Source organism: Sedimentibacter sp. zth1, assembly GCF_017352195.1.
In the GTDB taxonomy this organism is placed as follows: Bacteria; Bacillota; Clostridia; order Tissierellales; family Sedimentibacteraceae; genus UBA1535.
Genome location: NZ_CP071445.1, coordinates 2,264,031 through 2,280,644, shown reverse-complemented (window position 1 = coordinate 2,280,644; position 16,614 = coordinate 2,264,031). Strand labels below are relative to the sequence as shown.

Sequence of the window (16,614 nt, the reverse complement as noted above, 5' to 3'; positions counted from 1 at the left end):
AGAACTTTCTAGTATATAAAAAACTCTAAATAGTTTATTTGTATTATACATACTTATAACCATCTAGAGTTAATACTAATTATATTTATAATATTACATTATTACCCAGGTAATTAAAATTTTCGACTTCCTGGTTTTACTGGCTTAGAACCTTTTTTGCATAACGGACAATTTTCTGCTTCATATGTTTCAAACTCTAATTGCACACTGCTATATATCGGTAAGTCTATTTGACTTGATTTCCTATCTACTACGCAACCAATACCTATTACTATTCCACCAAGTAATTCTAATACTTTTGCAGTTTCTAGTGATGATTTACCTGTTGTAACAACATCTTCCATAATAAGTATTTTGTCGCCAGAGTTTATTTCAAATCCTCTTCTAAGTGTCATAATATTATTTTCTCTTTCAGTAAATATAGCTTTTACACCTAGTTGTTTTCCTAATTCATAAGCTGCTGTTATTCCACCCATTGCTGGTCCAACTACTACGTTAATTCCTAAATCTTTTACTTTTTCCTTTACAATAGAGATAACTTCTTCAGCCTTGTCTGGATATTGCAATAATTTTGCACATTGGCAATATCTGTTGCTATGTCTTCCGGATGATAATAAGAAATGTCCTTCTAATAATGCTTCACATTCTTTTAAAATTTCTATTACATTTGTCATACTTTTGCTCTCCTTTAAATAATTCCTCTTATTTCTTCTAAACTGTTTATACCTTCTTTTTTCATATATTTATCAATTCCATTTATTATATCTTTTGCAATATTTGGTTTGATAAAATTACATGTTCCAACTTGCACTAATGTAGCTCCTGCCATAATAAATTCAATCGCATCTGTTGCATTAGAAATTCCACCTAATCCGCAAACAGGAACACTAACTGCTTTGCATACCTCATGCACCATTCTAAGTGCTATTGGCTTAATACAGGGACCTGAAAGACCTGCATAAACATTATCAAATACAGCTTTTTTTGTATTAATATCTATTGCCATTGATTTAATTGTATTAATCAAAGAAATAGCATCTGCTCCTGCCTTTTCGCACGTTATTGCCATATCTACTATATTTTCTGCATTTGGTGATAATTTAACCATTAAAGGTTTTTTGCAAATGGTTTTTACTTCTTTTACAACCTTATAAGCTACTGAGCTTTTTATACCAAATGCCATTCCACCACTTTTTACATTTGGGCATGATATGTTTAACTCAATAATATCAACATCAGTGTTGTTTAATTTTTCTATACCTTTTAAGTATTCATCTATTGTTCCCCCACCTAAATTTGCTATAATATTTGTGTTATATTTTTTCATTTTAGGTAATTCTTCTATTATAAATTTATCTACACCTGGGTTTTGTAAACCTATACTATTTATCATACCCATTGGTGTTTCCCAAATTCTTATACCAGTGTTTCCGTTTTTCGGATTTATTGTTAATCCTTTTGAGCATATTCCTCCTAAACATGAAATATCATAAATTTCATTGTATTCTTCTCCAAAGCCAAAAGTACCTGAAGCTACTAAAACTGGATTTTTAAATTCTTTATTTAAAGTTTTAACTATCATACTCATCTTTATTACCTCACTAGCTCAGATATTTCAAATACTGGTCCATCTTTGCAAACTCTCTTCATTCCGTCCTTCGTTTCTATTGCACAACCAAGACAAGCTCCCAACCCACAAGCCATTCGTTTTTCTAATGAAACAAAACATCTAATATTTTCTTCTTCACATTTATTCATAACTACATTCATCATAACTTCCGGTCCACAAGTTACAACTGTATCATATTTTTTGAAATCTATTAAACTTGTTACAAACCCCTTTTGTCCTACACTTCCATCTTCAGTAGTTATCCACACGTTATTAGAATGTTTACTGAATTCATCAACACTATACACAACATCTTTAAATCCTAAAAAAACATCTACATCTTTATTTAATTTTTTTGTTAAATACAAAAGTGGAGCTGTTCCTATACCCCCTCCAACTATTGCAATTTTACCTTTAATTTTATCAATATCAAATCCATTGCCTAATGGACCAAATACTTGAATTTCGTCATTTGCTTGTAGTTTACTTATAACTTGTGTACCTCTTCCTCCTACTCTATACAAAAATGTAACAGAGTTACTATTGCAATCGTGTACACTAATAGGTCTAGGCAATAAAAATTCATCATTTAATGTTTTTAGCATAAAAAACTGTCCAGCCTTTATTACGTCTGAGAATTGTATTACAATTTTAAATATGTTATTTATAACTTGTTGATTGCAAATTATTTTACTAACTGTAACTTTCATTATTCCTCCTTATTTTTTGTGCTATATATTCTATAAACAGCTTCTTATATCATCTCTCATTTTTATAGCTTCATTTCTTGCACATTTTGCAAATATTTTATCACCATTTTCTACTTTTTTATATGATAATAAAATACCCCTAGAAGAATTAACTACTGCACCATTACCTTTTATCAAGTAATTTTTTATATCATCTTTTGTACCACCTTGAGCTCCATAGCCAGGTATAAGTAAAAACATTTTATTTATTTTTTCCCTTAATGCTATTCCCTCTTCATTGTTTGTACAACCAACTACTGCACCTATTGAGCTAAATCCACAATGACCTAAATTTTCACTAGCTAAATCATTAAGTTTTTCTCCTACTGTTTCATATAGAGCTTTATTTTGTGCGTCTTTTATATATTGGAAATCTCTTGCTCCTTTGTTTGATGTTCTAACTAATATAAATAATCCTTTTTCATTATTTTTAACATAATTTAAAAATGGCTCAATACTATCATTAACACCCATATATGGATTTAATGTTACAAAATCGGCTTCAAAATCTCCTGTAAAATGTCCCTTTGCATACATTTGAGCTGTTTTTGATATATCTCCCCTCTTTATGTCTGCTATAACTATTGAACCCTTTTGTCTAATATATTTAAGTGTATCAGAGTAGGCTTTTAATCCTTCAAAACCTAATGCTTCATAATAAGCTATTTGTACTTTGTAACATGCAACAACATCTAGCGTTTCGTCTATTATATTTTTATTAAAGTTAAATATTGCTTCTCCTTTTGAAGAGAATTTGTTTCTAAACCATTCAGGTATATATTCATAATCTGTGTCAAGTCCTAAGCATACATGTCCATTTTTTTCTACATTTTTATAAAGCCTATCTACTATCATTTTTACCCTCGCTATTTCTTATTAAATATATGGCTGATGAGAATACTCATCAGCCCAAGTTAATTATTATAAACAATTTTACCATTTTTTATTGTTGTTACTATTTCTCCATAAAGTTCATAACTATCGAATGGAGAGTTTTTGCTTTTAGATGCAAATTCATTTACATTGATTTTAACTTTTTTATTAATATCTATCAAAACTAAATCTGCATCATATGAATGTTTTATTAAACCCTTGTTTAGTCTCATCATACTACATGGATTATAAGACATTAGTTCTGATAATTTATTTAAACTGATATTATTTTGTTTTACTAATTTTGTATAGCATACTGAAAAAGCTGTTTCTAATCCACACATACCTGGTGAACCATTTCTTTTATCTTCTTCGCTATGAGGAGCGTGGTCGGTAGCTATAGCAAATACTATATCTTCATTTATAGCACTGATTATTGCTTCTACGTCTTTCTTTTGTCTAATTGGTGGATTTACTCTATAATTAGACATTTCACTATTAAAAAATATATGATGTGGTGTTACTTCACAGGTCACATTTACATTTTTAGATTTTGCATCTTTTAGCATGCTTATAGCTTCCTTTGTACTCACATGGCATAAATGAAGTCTACCACCTGTTTCATGACATGCATATAAATCTCTAAGTGTCATATAATTTTCAGCTTTTCTCATATCTGCTTTAGAAAAACTAGTGTCCTCTGCATGAGACATAACAACCATATCATTTTTCTTAGCAAATGTTAAAGCATCCTCCATCATCTTGCTAGACATAACACCTTTTCCGTCATCAGAAAGAAATTTAACGCATTTATCTAGTTTTTCAAGATGTTCTATACTTTCACCTTTAAGCCCCTCTGAAATAGCTATAACAGGTTCAACATCTACTAGCCCTATTTCTTGCGCTTTAGATTTTACATAATTATAAACTTCCATATTGGCGCATACAGGATTAGTATTTGCCATCACAACAGCTGATGTATAACCACCTCTAACAGCAGCTTTACTTGCTGTTAGAATATCTTCTTTGTATGTATAGCCTGGATCTCTAAAATGAGAATGTAAATCTGCAAATGCAGGCATTATTACTAGTCCAATTCCATCTATAATATTACACAAGTCATCATCTATATAGTTTTCTGATATCTTACCATCTACTATGGTTACAGTACCTAATTTATCCGTATATTTATCTATTATTCTAACATTTTTTATTTTAATTATTTCCATCATAAGCCATATCACAATAAACACATCTATATGTTTTAGTTTCCTTATCTGTTAATCTGAAAATATTTGGAATTTCTTGCTCTATTGATGTAATACATCTTGGGTTTTTACATTTAACTACATTTACTACCTTTTCTGGTAATGATAAATTTATTTTATCTACAATTTTATCATTTTCTATAACGTTTATTGTTATGGTAGGGTCAATGAATCCCAAAACTTTTAAATCTAAATCTATAACATTTTCTATTTTAATTATATCTTTTCTACCCATTTTGTTACTTTTAGCATTTTTAATAATAGCAACACTACTTTCTAATTTGTCTAAATTTAAGTGTTGCACTAACTCCATGCCTTTACCAGCTTGAATATGGTCTATTACTAATCCTTTTTCTATGCTATCTATTTTTAACATTATTATTCTACCCCCAATAATTTAATTATTAATGCCATTCTAACAAACATTCCGTATTTGGCTTGTTTAAAATAACATGCTCTTTCATCATTATCTACTTCTACTGATATTTCATTTACTCTTGGAAGTGGGTGTAATATATTTAAATCTTTTTTAGCATTTTCAAGTTTCTTTAAATCTAGTATATAACTATCTTTTAATCTTATATAATCTGCTTCATTAAAAAATCTTTCTTTTTGCACTCTTGTCATGTACATTACATCTAAATCATTTATGCTATCTTCTAATTTTTCTACTTCAATAAATTCTATATTGTTTTTTATAAGTACTTCTTGTCTAATATAATCTGGGATTCTTAATTCTTGTGGGGATATTAAAACAAATTTAATATTTTCGTACCTTGATAAGGCTTTGATAAGTGAATGTACAGTTCTACCAAATTTTAAGTCCCCGCAAAATCCTATTGTAAAATTGTTTAGTCTTTTTTTAAGCGATCTTATTGTTAGTAAATCTGTTAATGTTTGTGTTGGGTGTTGGTGTCCACCATCTCCAGCATTGATAACCGGCATATTTGTACTTAATGATGCAACTTTTGGTGCACCCTCTTTTGGATGTCTCATAGCTGCTATATCTGCATAACAAGCTATTGTTCTTATAGTATCTGCTACGCTCTCACCTTTTGCAGCAGAACTCGAATTTGCTGATGAAAATCCCATGATACTTCCACCTAGTCTTAGCATTGCTGCTTCAAAACTTAATCTTGTTCTTGTACTTGGCTCATAAAACAATGTTGCAAGTATTTTTCCCTTACATACCTCTGAATATTTTTCAGGATTAGCAATAATCTTATCTGCTAAGTCAAATATTGAGTCTAATTCTTGTAATGATAAATCCATTGGATCTATTAAATGTCTTCCTTTTAACATATATCCTCCTTTTTAGCCTCACTGGACTATTTTAAAGTTTATTTTATTTAATAAAATATTTGAGCTATAATAATTTCACTGTCTTCTTCAGAAGTATTTTCAAATTCAATTCGCAAAGAACTTATTTGCTCCTTGTATGTTACTAAAAATAAATCTCCCTGATAAAGCTTTTGAATTATATTATTGCCAATATTTATTATTGCATCTGATTTATAGTTATATATTGCTAATGTATAATTATCATACGTATAAAAACCATTTATTTCATTAGTTAATATTTTACTACCTTTTGGTACATTTATATTTTTAACTTTTCCTGTACACTTTCCTTTTCGCATCATTAGGTTGAAATCTACAACCTTACCTTTGCTTACTGTTTGATTTGCTCCATCAAACTCATTTTGATCAAAAGCATTTAAATTAATTATTTCAGTATCACTATGATTTAACTCGATTTTTCCATCTAAAATCATCAATATTCTGTTATAATATGGTAATGGCGTAAAAGTTGATGTCTCTTGTTCTACTGTTGCAGAGCTTAATCTCCACAAAAATTTTCTATCTTTGTATAATTCATTTTCTGGAAAAATAGCTAATTGTGTAGTTGTTCCTCCAGACCAAACGTCTTTTTTAAAATCATTTTTTCTTATAACTTTATAATCACAAAGCATTTTATCACCTCAAATAGTTTGTAAAAACAAAAAGTCTTCCAAGACATGCAAGGAAGACGTATTATATACGTTGTTTATACTATGTTTTCCTTTTGAGCCTCTCTGTGCTTAATTAAAGGTTATTTATCTTATATATAATAATATATTTTTACGTATATGTCAACTATTTTTCTTGCATTTTATTAATTTATTATTTTTACTACTTCTAGTATTTTTTAATTACTATATTTTATGTGCATTATTTAAAATTTAATTATATTATTGTTAATGTTATGTTATAATTTAGTATATCATATTTAAAAAGGTGCATAAAAATGAAAAAAAACAGAAAATTAGACAAAGAATTTTATAAGTTGCTAATTGTTGTAGCTATTCCTATCATAATTCAAAATCTTATTTCTATTGGATTAAACATGGTGGATTCTATAATGATTGGAAAACTTGGTGTAAACCCATTAGCAGCCGTTGGTTTAGCAAATAGAATATATTTTATTTTTTCCATGATCTGCTTTGGTATATTTAGTGGTTCTTCGATATTTATTGCTCAATATTGGGGAGTAAAAGATATTAAAAACATAAAAAAGGTATTCGGTATTAATATTTTTTTGGGTACTGCTTTATCACTTGTTTCGACTATAGTAGTTTTAATTTTTTCAAAACAAATTTTATCAATATTTAGTAGTGACAATTCTGTAGTTGAACAAGGCGTTGATTATTTAAGAATTATTTGCTTTTCATACATATTTACCGCATTGTCCTTTGCAGCCAGTTTTAATTCAAGAGCTATTCATAAACTAAGAATTCCTACATTGATAAGTGCTATAGCAATTATGATAAATACATTTCTTAATTACTTGCTTATTTATGGAAAATTTGGTTTTCCAGAATTTGGGGTAAAAGGGGCAGCTATTGCAACATTTATTGCGCGAATTATTGAATTTATTTTTATGTTTTTATATATTTATAAATCAAAAAATCATCCTCTAGCTGCTACTTTTAAGGAAATGCTTTCTTGGGATATTACTATGCTAAAGAATGTTATCAAAACATCCTTTCCAGTAATAGTTTCAGAATCATCTTGGGCACTTGGAACTACAGTTTATTATATAGCATATGGTATTATTGGGCCATCAGCAATTGCTGTTGTACAGGTTGCATATATTATAAATGATTTATTTCAATCAATGTTCCTTGGAGTAGGTAATGCAGCATCAGTTATTTTAGGTAATGAAATTGGTAAAAACAACTTAGAAAAAGCTGAAAATTACAGTAAAAAATTGATTAAAATAACTTTTATATTGAATATTGTTGTTTCCATTGCTTTGATTTTAGTTAGAAATATTATTGTTGATATATATAATTTTGATTCCAATACAAGTATTATGCTTGAAAAATCATTAATTGTTTTTGCTTTATTTACAACTCCAAAGATGTTTACATATGTATTTATTTGTGGTATTTTACGTTCGGGTGGAGACACTAAATACTGTATGACTGTTGAACTTATAACTATTTGGCTAATTGGTGTTCCTTTAGCTTTTTTTGGAGTTTTAGTACTTAAGCTTCCTTTACACTGGGTCCTTACACTTGTTTTTAGTGAAGAGATTATAAAATTATTTATTATTGTAAAAAGGTATAAAACTAAAAATTGGTTGAATAATTTAATTTAAATTATTAAAAAAAGCTTATAAAATACTTTACTATTTTAAAGCTTTTTTTATTTATATTTAAACGATATTTTTAACTAGTATATTATTATACATTCTATTTTTAATTATTATTTTTAATTCTATAACACATAATCAATTGTTTTCCAATATATTTTTAACAATATCAGGATAATCTGTTATTATTGCATTAATATCTAATTGCTTTATAAGTTTAGCATCATCTTCATGGTTGACTGTATATGTATTTATATCTACATTTAACTCATTTGCTTCTTCAACTAGTTCTTTGTTTAAAGTTATATAATTTGGATATAAAGCATTCACTTTTATAGTTTTTACATACTTTAATGGTTTGTATAAAGATTCCATATACAATAGACCTGTTTTAATTGTATTATCTATTTCCTTTGCTTTTAATAATGCATAGTGATCAAATGAAGAAATAATGACTTGCTCCTTTATTCCAAATTTATTTACCATTTTTATAACTTTTTCTTCTATTCCGGGATAAAATATTGAACCTGCTTTTATTTCTATATTTAAATCCATATTTGTACCCTTTATTAGTTCTAATACCTCGTCTAAGAGTGGGAGCTTTTCACCCTTGAACTTCTTGTCATACCATGCACCAGCATCTAATTGTTTTAATTCATATAAATTATAATTTTTTATAAATCCTTTACCATTGGTCGTCCTATTTAAAGTTTCATCATGGCATACCATGATATATCCATCTTTTGATAATTGCACATCAAGCTCAATACCATCAGCTTTTTGTTTTATTGCTCCTTCAAAAGAAATTAGTGTGTTTTCAGGATAATATCCCTTAGCACCTCTATGAGCCCATACTTTTGTCATAATGACCTCCTAAAATAATTATTTAAAAATCAGTTATTCTTCTGTTATTATTTTTGTTATTCTTCTTTCTACTTCTTTTCTTGGCAACCATATTTGTCTACCACAAGTTAAACATTTAATCCTAAAATCAGCACCTACTCTAAGTATTTCCCACTCATATCCACCACATGGATGTTGTTTTTTTAATTTTATTTTATCTCCTACTTTTAAATCCATTTCTATTTATAACTCCTTTATAACAAACTATTGCCCACAAAGTGTAATAACTTGCGAGCAATATTATTTGAATTATCCAATTGTTATTACATCATTTGAACTACTTATTATTTCTACTATATCATACATATTTGATATTTCTCCAACCTTTAATTTCTTTGTCAATTGGTAATAATCCAAACATGTTCCACATGAAACAATCTTTGTACCACATTGAATTAACTTGTTTAGGTCATCAATTGAATCAGAATTTTCACATGCTATTTTAACTCCACTATTTAAAAATATTATGTGTTCTGGATAAGGTTTTACTTGAGTAATAGTATAAATGAAACCTTTCATCAACAATTTTCCAAGTTCATCAGAACCACTACCAAGTTTGTCAGATTCAATGAAGTAAACCTTATTATTTATATCAATTTTTGAATTTGTTTTATTTTCAACATCACACTTAGTATTGTTATTTTCTTTAGTAATGTTGATATAAAACTTATTTTCTTTTTCTTCTATATTGAATTTAAAATTCATTTTTTTGCAAAACTTTATTATATTTTGACTTGCTATTTCATTATCAACAATTATTTGTATATTATTTTCTTCCTCTAATGCATTCTTAGTTAATATAAGTGGCTGAGGACAATTTAATTTTTCTGCATTTATTATTTTCATATTTGCTCCTGTTTAATTATATGTTTTTTATTCATAAAATCCTTTATATGATAGATAGTTTAAAATTATATTTTTGTCATAAAAGAATTCATGAGATTTTGATTCGGTTATATTTTTTACTATATTATTTTCTGGCATAAAAGCGATTAAAGGCGATGATAATGCAAAAACTAAATATAGTATTAAAACACCTTTTACTATTCCTATTATACATCCACCAATTTTATTGGTTAAATTCAATAATGGTAATTTTAATATTGTATCAGCTATATTGCAAATAATCAGTAGCAATAAGTATACAATTAAAAATGTAACTAAAAAACTAATCGATTTTACAATGAAATCACTAATATTATTTACAAACATATCAAAATTATTAACTGCACCATCTTTAAAAGAATCTATAAATATCATTTGCATCTCTTGAGGTAATTTAATAATCTCTTTAAATTTTGCAACTACATCTGTAGTACCTTCTTGAATCATTTGAGTTAACCATTGTGCTTTGTTCTGAAAAAAATCATGTACTATCAAATATAGCTTTGTTCTATTTAATAGAAATTCCTCAACTATGTAACTGTATTGTTTACTTATAAAAAAGGCAATAATTAAACCTAATGTTTCAAATGTCATTTTAATTAATCCTTTTTTAAATCCCTCTAACAAAATCAAGCCAATAAAAACTAATATTATAATATCTATATAATTCATTTTTATTCTCCTTATAATGTTTCACGTGAAACAATTATTATTATATTACATAAATTATACCATACTTTATAGTATTTTAAAAATAAAATATTGCGCATAATTTTGACATATGCGCAACCTAATTTATCTATTTGTTAGAAATCTCATTCAAAGCTTTTATTGCATACATTATTTCTTCCTTTTTATTAAAAGGTCCAAAACTAAATCTAACTGCTCCTATTTTTTTGGTGCCTATTGTCTTATGTGCAAGAGGAGCACAATGTAATCCCGGCCTAACTGCTATACCATAAATACTATCTAAATTATATGCAACTTCTGATGAATCTTTATCAATAATATTTAAACAAACTACCGAGCATCTGTCTTTTTCGCTTTTAGGGCCATAGATTTGGATTTTATCGTTTTTACTTGCTTCATTGATGAATAGGTCTAAAAGTTTTTTTTCGTGGTTATAAATCGAATTTACGCCCTTGGACATAATATACTTTATTCCCGCATTCAGTCCTGCTATACCTGGAAGGTTAGGCGTACCGCTTTCGTATTTATCTGGACAAAAAATTGGTTGTGTTAGTTTACTAGATTCACTTCCAGTACCACCTTCTTTTAATTCTTGTAATTCAATACCATTTCCTAATAAAAGAATACCAACGCCTTGTGGTCCCAAAAGGCCTTTATGTCCTGGTGCTGCCAACATATCAATATTACATTCTTTCATATCTATATCTAAAACTCCAGCGCTTTGTGAAGCGTCAACTAAATAACAAATATTGTTTTTTCTACAAATAGCTCCAATTTCTTTTATAGGAAATATTGTTCCCGTTAAATTAGATACATGCGTAGTTACAATAAGTTTAGTATTTGCTTTTATTGACTTTTGTAAATCATTAAGATTTATTAATCCCTCATCATTGCAATTAATAATTGTATGTTCTACTCCTATTGCTTCCAAATGATGTATAGGTCTTAGAACTGAATTATGTTCCATAGAAGTAGTTATTACATGGTCTCCTGTTTTTAAATACCCTTTTATAGCTAAATTCAAACTATCAGTAGCATTACTTGTAAAAATCACTCTCAATGGATCATCAAAATTAAAAAGTTTAGCTACTAATTCCCTAGTCTCATAAATAACTTTAGCTCCTTCAATTGCCATCGTATGACTGCTCCTACCTGGGTTTGCACAATAATTCGTCATACAATCCATTATATTTTTATAAACAGTTTTAGGCTTTGGATAAGTTGTTGCGGCATTATCTAAATAAATCATTATTTCACCTACTTTTAAACATAGTTTTACTTTATATTTTATTAATTATATTATATGCATTAATTAGAATTCCGTACTCACTAAGTATAATACATTTAAATATTTGTTACAAGCAAATACAAAGGTTTACATATAACAGTTTTTTATACCTAATATGATGTCTATGAATTTTTTTTATATAAAATTTGTGTAAAAAAAAAACAAGTATAATTTATTTAAAATAAATTATACTCGCCTCTAGTTAAATATTATTTTATATTAAATTTTTCTCTCTTTTCATAATGTGTATGCAATAGTGTATGTGCTAAATGACTGTTTGGTTTTGTCAAGAAATCATTGTAAAGTTTTTGAATTTCAGGATTCTTATGAGATTTACGAATTTGTCTCATTTCATCTTCTTCATATAATGCACTAGCTCTTTTTTCTAATACATTAACAGACATCCTTGTTTTAGCATCAACATGTGGTTGTCCTCCACCATTTACACATCCACCAGGACATGCCATGATTTCTACGAAATGATATTGCTTTTCACCACTCTTTATTGATTCAAGAAGTTTTTTGGCATTTGCAGTACCATGTGCAACAGCTACATTTATTTGTGTATCTTTTCCATTAATAGGTAACATTACTGAAGATTCTTTAATTCCTTTTAATCCTCTTTCTTCTTTATATTCAAATTTTTCTAAATCCTTACCTGTTAATATATCTGCTACTGTTCTTAATGCTGCTTCCATAACACCACCAGTTGCTCCAAATATAACACCTGCGCCTGAATATTCACCCATGATTTCATCATAGTTTTCGTCTTCTAGTTCTGTAAATTTAATCCTAGCTTGCTTTATCATATCCCCAAGTTCTCTAGTAGTTAAAGATATATCTACATCTCTAAGTTTGTTATTTTCCATTTCAGGACGTGCTAATTCGGTTTTTTTAGCTGTACAAGGCATAATTGACACTACAACCATTTTTTTAGGATCTATACCCATTTTCTCAGCATAATATGTTTTTGCTATGGCTCCAAACATTTGTTGAGGAGATTTACATGTAGATAAATTGTCAATAAATTCAGGATAATTTAATTCACAATATCTTATCCATCCTGGAGAACAAGAAGTTATTAATGGTAATACACCACCATTTTGTACTCTACTTAATAGTTCTGTTCCTTCTTCCATAATTGTTAAGTCTGCTGAAAAGTCTGTATCAAATACTTTATCAAACCCTAATCGTTTAAGAGCAGCAACCATTTTTCCAGTAACTCTAGTTCCTATTGGTAAACCAAATTCTTCACCTAAAGCTGCTCTTACAGCTGGTGCAGTCTGAACTACCACATATTTGTCCTTATCATATATTGCATCCCAAGCATCATCTATACTGCTTTTTTCTCTAAGGGCTCCAACAGGACATGCATTGATACATTGACCACAATAAATACAATCTATTTTATTTAAACTCATGTCAAAAGCAGGTGTTATTTGTGTATTAAATCCTCTGTTAACAAAATCTATAATACCTATATTTTGAACATTTTTGCATGTACTAACACATCTACCGCATAAAATACATTTTCCAGAATCTCTTACTATTGAATTTGAAAAATTATCAATTTTTCTTTCCCTAACTTCACCTTTAAAAGGAACTTCTTTAATACCCATTTCATCACAAAGTTTTTGTAATTCACAGTTCCCATTTCTGTTGCATAATAAACAATCTCTTTCATGATTAGCAAGAATTAACTCTAAATTTGTTTTAACAGCATTTCTTACTCTTTTAGTATTTGTTCTTACATTCATTCCATCTTGTACTTGTAAAACGCAAGATGCTGGTAAATTACGCATTGGAACACCTTTTACATCTACTTCAACAACACATAGTCTACACGCAGCTACTTCATTAACATCTTTTAAATAGCAAAGTGTAGGTATATTGATGCCTGCTTCTTTAGCAGCCATTAAAACTGTATAATCTCTAGGAACTTCAACTTCAATACCATTAATAGTTACTTTTACTTTATCCATATTTACACCCACCTTTACTACTTTCTAATTATTGCATTAAATGGACAATTGCTCATACAAACACCACATTTAATACATTTGTTTTGATCTATAACATGTTTTTCTTTAACTTTTCCTTGTATTGCACCAACAGGACATTGTCTAGCACATTTTGTACATCCCTTACATGCATCAGTTATAATATAACATGACAACGCTTTACATACACCTGCTGGACATTTCTTATCCTTAACGTGTGATATATACTCATTTCTGAAATGTTTCAATGTAGAAAGCACTGGATTTGGAGCAGTTTGTCCTAAACCACATAAAGAAGTTTCTTTGATAACATTACCCAAAGATTCTAATTTATCTAGGTCCTCCATAGTACCTTTTCCTTCAGTAATTCTATTTAATATCTCAAGCATTCTCTTTGTACCTTCACGACACGGAGTACATTTACCACATGATTCATCAACAGTAAATTCTAAGAAAAATCTTGCTATATCAACCATACAGTTATCTTCATCCATAACTATCATCCCACCAGAACCCATCATTGATCCTATAGCAATTAAGTTATCAAAATCTATTGGTAAATCAAGATTTTCTGCTGTTATACATCCACCTGAAGGTCCTCCAGTTTGAACAGCTTTAAATTTTTTTCCGTTAGGACATCCTCCGCCAATTTCATAAATAACTTCTCTTAACGTAGTTCCCATTGGTACTTCAACAAGACCTGTATTATTTATTTTTCCACCCAATGCAAAAACTTTTGTTCCCGGAGATTTTTCTGTTCCAAAACTTCTAAACCACTCAGCACCGTTATTTATAATCTGAGGAATATTTGATAATGTTTCAACATTGTTTATTACAGTAGGTTTTCCCCATAATCCTTTATTTGCAGGAAATGGTGGCTTGTTTCTAGACATTCCTCTTTTTCCTTCTATAGAAGCCATTAATGCAGTTTCTTCACCACATACAAAAGCGCCCGCGCCTAACCTAATCTCTACATCAAAATCAAAATTCGAATTGAATATGTTTTTACCCAATAACCCATATTCTCTAGCTTGCTCTATTGCAATTTCCAATCTATGAACTGCTATAGGATATTCTGCTCTTACATATATAAATCCTTTTGTTGCTCCAATAGCATATCCTGCTATTTCCATTGCTTCTATAACTGAGTGAGGGTCACCTTCTAGAACACTTCTATCCATAAATGCACCTGGGTCACCTTCATCTGCGTTACATATTATGTACTTTTGATCAGCTTTATTTGGAGCTGCAAATCCCCATTTTACACCAGTTGGGAATCCTCCGCCGCCTCTTCCTCTTAAACCAGAATCTTTAACTACCTTAATAACTTCTTCAGGAGCCATCTTAGTTAAAACTTTACCTAATGCCATATATCCTTCTTTTGCAATATATTCATCAATATTTTCAGGATTAATAACACCACAATTTCTAAGTACTACTCTCTTCTGTTTGTTATAAAATTCAATTTCATTTAAAGATTTAATTTTTTCTGATCTAACGCTTTCCTCAAATAAATATTTTTTTACAACTCTTCCTTTTATCAAATGCTCTTGTACAATTTCATCAACTCTATCCACTGACATTTTTGAATAAAATGCACCTTCCGGATATATAACAACAATTGGTCCTTGCTCACATAATCCAAAGCAACCAGTTGAAACTACTTGTACTTCCTTGTCAAGATCATTTTCTTTTATTTGTTCGACAAACCTTTTCCTAATTAAATCTGAATGTGATGAAGTACACCCGGTTCCACCACATACTAAAACATGCGATCTAAAAATAGCCATATAATACCTCCAAAAAATGTCTTATAACATTATTTTATATACCAATTGTATATTCACTTACAATCTGATTGTTAACTATATGCTCTGCTATGATTCTTTTAGCTTTTTCTTCGTCTATATTAATATATGTAACTTTTTCTTTACCCTTTTCGCAAACCTCAACAATAGGCTCAAAGGTACACATACCAATACAACCAGTTTGTACTACTTGAACATTTTTAATGTTTCTCTTTGCTACTTCTTCTACAAGTGTATTTAGCACTTTTCTTGCACCTGCGGCTATTCCACATGTAGCCATACCGACAACAATTCTTATATCCTTGTCTGTATTTCTCATTTCCAAATTTGCAATCGAATTATCTCTGATTTTTTTTAATTCATCTAAAGATTTCATATATACACCTCATTATTATTTATATGAATTAAGTATTTCTGGTACTTTTGATGGGTCTACCTTTCCATACACCTCATCATCAATCATCATTACAGGTGCTAATCCACAGCAACCTAAACATCTAGTTGCATCTAATGTAAATAGATTATCACTAGTTGTTTCACCAACTTTAATTTTTAATTCATCCATTATTTTTTCTAAAATAGCTTGGGAATTTCTTACGTAACATGCTGTTCCTAAGCAAACTCCGATTTTATGCTTTCCTTTTGGATTGATAGTAAACTGTGTATAAAATGTCGCTACGCCATAAATTTCTGATATCGGTATGTTCGTTTTTTCTGATATAAACTTTTGAACTTGGAAAGGTAAATATCCAAAAATTTCTTGTGCTTTATGTAAAATTTGCATTAATGAGCCACTATGGTTGTCAATAGAATCTATAAAATTTTTCAATTCTAAAAATTCTTTCTTCTTTTCTTCTACACTAAAATCATCTTGCACTTTACTGCCCCCTTATAAAATAAATTC

The 16,614-nt window shown here is 29.0% G+C and carries 18 protein-coding genes; 1 reads left to right on the top strand and 17 read right to left on the bottom strand.

The genetic code is table 11. The features are described 5' to 3' along the window. Positions 1-113 precede the first annotated feature (113 nt). Genes pyrE through JYG23_RS10985 form a run of 8 tightly spaced genes read right to left on the bottom strand, consistent with a single transcriptional unit; the run spans position 114 to position 6,472 of the window. Positions 114-674, bottom strand: a complete 561-nt coding sequence (gene pyrE / locus JYG23_RS11020; protein ID WP_207235722.1) for an orotate phosphoribosyltransferase — start codon at positions 672-674, stop codon at positions 114-116. Positions 675-688: 14 nt separating this feature from the next. Further along, positions 689-1,582 carry a dihydroorotate dehydrogenase gene (locus tag JYG23_RS11015; RefSeq protein WP_207238013.1) on the bottom strand — a complete coding sequence of 298 codons (894 nt, stop codon included), beginning with the start codon at positions 1,580-1,582 and terminating at the stop codon, positions 689-691. Between the two features lie 11 nt (positions 1,583-1,593). Continuing rightward, positions 1,594-2,319: a dihydroorotate dehydrogenase electron transfer subunit gene (locus JYG23_RS11010; protein WP_207235721.1), complete on the bottom strand. Its 726-nt coding sequence runs from the start codon at positions 2,317-2,319 to the stop codon at positions 1,594-1,596. Positions 2,320-2,349: 30 nt separating this feature from the next. After that, on the bottom strand, positions 2,350-3,213 hold the full coding sequence (pyrF, locus tag JYG23_RS11005; RefSeq protein ID WP_207235720.1) for an orotidine-5'-phosphate decarboxylase: 864 nt from the start codon (positions 3,211-3,213) through the stop codon (positions 2,350-2,352). Positions 3,214-3,272: 59 nt separating this feature from the next. Beyond that, complete coding sequence (locus JYG23_RS11000; RefSeq protein ID WP_207238012.1) at positions 3,273-4,460, bottom strand: dihydroorotase; 1,188 nt, start codon at positions 4,458-4,460, stop codon at positions 3,273-3,275. Then, the gene (locus JYG23_RS10995) at positions 4,447-4,875 is read right to left on the bottom strand and encodes an aspartate carbamoyltransferase regulatory subunit (RefSeq protein WP_207235719.1); all 429 of its coding nucleotides are present in this window, start codon (positions 4,873-4,875) and stop codon (positions 4,447-4,449) included. Before JYG23_RS10995 ends, JYG23_RS11000 begins: the two co-directional genes overlap by 14 nt. 2 nt (positions 4,876-4,877) lie before the next feature. Continuing rightward, on the bottom strand, positions 4,878-5,801 hold the full coding sequence (gene pyrB / locus JYG23_RS10990; protein ID WP_207235718.1) for an aspartate carbamoyltransferase: 924 nt from the start codon (positions 5,799-5,801) through the stop codon (positions 4,878-4,880). A gap of 47 nt (positions 5,802-5,848) precedes the next feature. Beyond that, the gene (locus tag JYG23_RS10985; protein WP_207235717.1) at positions 5,849-6,472 is read right to left on the bottom strand and encodes a HutD family protein; all 624 of its coding nucleotides are present in this window, start codon (positions 6,470-6,472) and stop codon (positions 5,849-5,851) included. 314 nt (positions 6,473-6,786) lie between these two features. Here JYG23_RS10985 and JYG23_RS10980 point away from each other — a divergent pair, with 314 nt between their 5' ends. Further along, entirely contained in the window at positions 6,787-8,142 is a 1,356-nt protein-coding gene (locus tag JYG23_RS10980) for an MATE family efflux transporter (protein WP_207235716.1), read from the top strand. 132 nt (positions 8,143-8,274) lie between these two features. Here the strand turns inward: JYG23_RS10980 and JYG23_RS10975 are convergent, their stop codons facing one another. The 9 genes from JYG23_RS10975 to nuoE all read right to left on the bottom strand — a co-directional run bounded on the left by JYG23_RS10975 (position 8,275) and on the right by nuoE (position 16,587). After that, positions 8,275-9,000, bottom strand: a complete 726-nt coding sequence (locus JYG23_RS10975) for a glycerophosphodiester phosphodiesterase (protein ID WP_207235715.1) — start codon at positions 8,998-9,000, stop codon at positions 8,275-8,277. 33 nt (positions 9,001-9,033) lie between these two features. Beyond that, complete coding sequence (locus tag JYG23_RS10970; protein ID WP_207235714.1) at positions 9,034-9,216, bottom strand: DUF951 domain-containing protein; 183 nt, start codon at positions 9,214-9,216, stop codon at positions 9,034-9,036. 72 nt (positions 9,217-9,288) lie between these two features. Beyond that, on the bottom strand, positions 9,289-9,885 hold the full coding sequence (gene yedF, locus JYG23_RS10965; protein ID WP_207235713.1) for a sulfurtransferase-like selenium metabolism protein YedF: 597 nt from the start codon (positions 9,883-9,885) through the stop codon (positions 9,289-9,291). 27 nt (positions 9,886-9,912) lie between these two features. Continuing rightward, positions 9,913-10,596, bottom strand: coding sequence for a CvpA family protein (locus JYG23_RS10960; protein WP_207235712.1), 684 nt, complete (start codon positions 10,594-10,596; stop codon positions 9,913-9,915). Positions 10,597-10,723: 127 nt separating this feature from the next. Then, on the bottom strand, positions 10,724-11,863 hold the full coding sequence (locus JYG23_RS10955; protein WP_207235711.1) for an aminotransferase class V-fold PLP-dependent enzyme: 1,140 nt from the start codon (positions 11,861-11,863) through the stop codon (positions 10,724-10,726). 248 nt (positions 11,864-12,111) lie between these two features. Then, on the bottom strand, positions 12,112-13,884 hold the full coding sequence (locus JYG23_RS10950) for an NADH-dependent [FeFe] hydrogenase, group A6 (RefSeq protein WP_207235710.1): 1,773 nt from the start codon (positions 13,882-13,884) through the stop codon (positions 12,112-12,114). A 17-nt stretch (positions 13,885-13,901) separates the two neighbouring features. Next, positions 13,902-15,692, bottom strand: a complete 1,791-nt coding sequence (gene nuoF / locus JYG23_RS10945; protein ID WP_207235709.1) for an NADH-quinone oxidoreductase subunit NuoF — start codon at positions 15,690-15,692, stop codon at positions 13,902-13,904. Between the two features lie 34 nt (positions 15,693-15,726). Next, positions 15,727-16,086 carry a ferredoxin gene (locus JYG23_RS10940; RefSeq protein ID WP_207235708.1) on the bottom strand — a complete coding sequence of 120 codons (360 nt, stop codon included), beginning with the start codon at positions 16,084-16,086 and terminating at the stop codon, positions 15,727-15,729. Between the two features lie 15 nt (positions 16,087-16,101). After that, a complete protein-coding gene (gene nuoE, locus JYG23_RS10935; protein WP_207235707.1) occupies positions 16,102-16,587 on the bottom strand; it encodes an NADH-quinone oxidoreductase subunit NuoE in 486 nt (161 codons plus the stop codon). Positions 16,588-16,614 lie beyond the last annotated feature (27 nt).

What these genes read in the sequence shown, in the direction of transcription:
- pyrE (WP_207235722.1), bottom strand. Translation starts at nt 674, where the DNA reads ATGACAAATGTAATAGAAATTTTAAAAGAATGTGAAGCATTATTAGAA.
- JYG23_RS11015 (WP_207238013.1), bottom strand. Translation starts at nt 1,582, where the DNA reads ATGATAGTTAAAACTTTAAATAAAGAATTTAAAAATCCAGTTTTAGTA.
- JYG23_RS11010 (WP_207235721.1), bottom strand. Translation starts at nt 2,319, where the DNA reads ATGAAAGTTACAGTTAGTAAAATAATTTGCAATCAACAAGTTATAAAT.
- pyrF (WP_207235720.1), bottom strand. Translation starts at nt 3,213, where the DNA reads ATGATAGTAGATAGGCTTTATAAAAATGTAGAAAAAAATGGACATGTA.
- JYG23_RS11000 (WP_207238012.1), bottom strand. Translation starts at nt 4,460, where the DNA reads ATGGAAATAATTAAAATAAAAAATGTTAGAATAATAGATAAATATACG.
- JYG23_RS10995 (WP_207235719.1), bottom strand. Translation starts at nt 4,875, where the DNA reads ATGTTAAAAATAGATAGCATAGAAAAAGGATTAGTAATAGACCATATT.
- pyrB (WP_207235718.1), bottom strand. Translation starts at nt 5,801, where the DNA reads ATGTTAAAAGGAAGACATTTAATAGATCCAATGGATTTATCATTACAA.
- JYG23_RS10985 (WP_207235717.1), bottom strand. Translation starts at nt 6,472, where the DNA reads ATGCTTTGTGATTATAAAGTTATAAGAAAAAATGATTTTAAAAAAGAC.
- JYG23_RS10980 (WP_207235716.1), top strand. Translation starts at nt 6,787, where the DNA reads ATGAAAAAAAACAGAAAATTAGACAAAGAATTTTATAAGTTGCTAATT.
- JYG23_RS10975 (WP_207235715.1), bottom strand. Translation starts at nt 9,000, where the DNA reads ATGACAAAAGTATGGGCTCATAGAGGTGCTAAGGGATATTATCCTGAA.
- JYG23_RS10970 (WP_207235714.1), bottom strand. Translation starts at nt 9,216, where the DNA reads ATGGATTTAAAAGTAGGAGATAAAATAAAATTAAAAAAACAACATCCA.
- yedF (WP_207235713.1), bottom strand. Translation starts at nt 9,885, where the DNA reads ATGAAAATAATAAATGCAGAAAAATTAAATTGTCCTCAGCCACTTATA.
- JYG23_RS10960 (WP_207235712.1), bottom strand. Translation starts at nt 10,596, where the DNA reads ATGAATTATATAGATATTATAATATTAGTTTTTATTGGCTTGATTTTG.
- JYG23_RS10955 (WP_207235711.1), bottom strand. Translation starts at nt 11,863, where the DNA reads ATGATTTATTTAGATAATGCCGCAACAACTTATCCAAAGCCTAAAACT.
- JYG23_RS10950 (WP_207235710.1), bottom strand. Translation starts at nt 13,884, where the DNA reads ATGGATAAAGTAAAAGTAACTATTAATGGTATTGAAGTTGAAGTTCCT.
- nuoF (WP_207235709.1), bottom strand. Translation starts at nt 15,692, where the DNA reads ATGGCTATTTTTAGATCGCATGTTTTAGTATGTGGTGGAACCGGGTGT.
- JYG23_RS10940 (WP_207235708.1), bottom strand. Translation starts at nt 16,086, where the DNA reads ATGAAATCTTTAGATGAATTAAAAAAAATCAGAGATAATTCGATTGCA.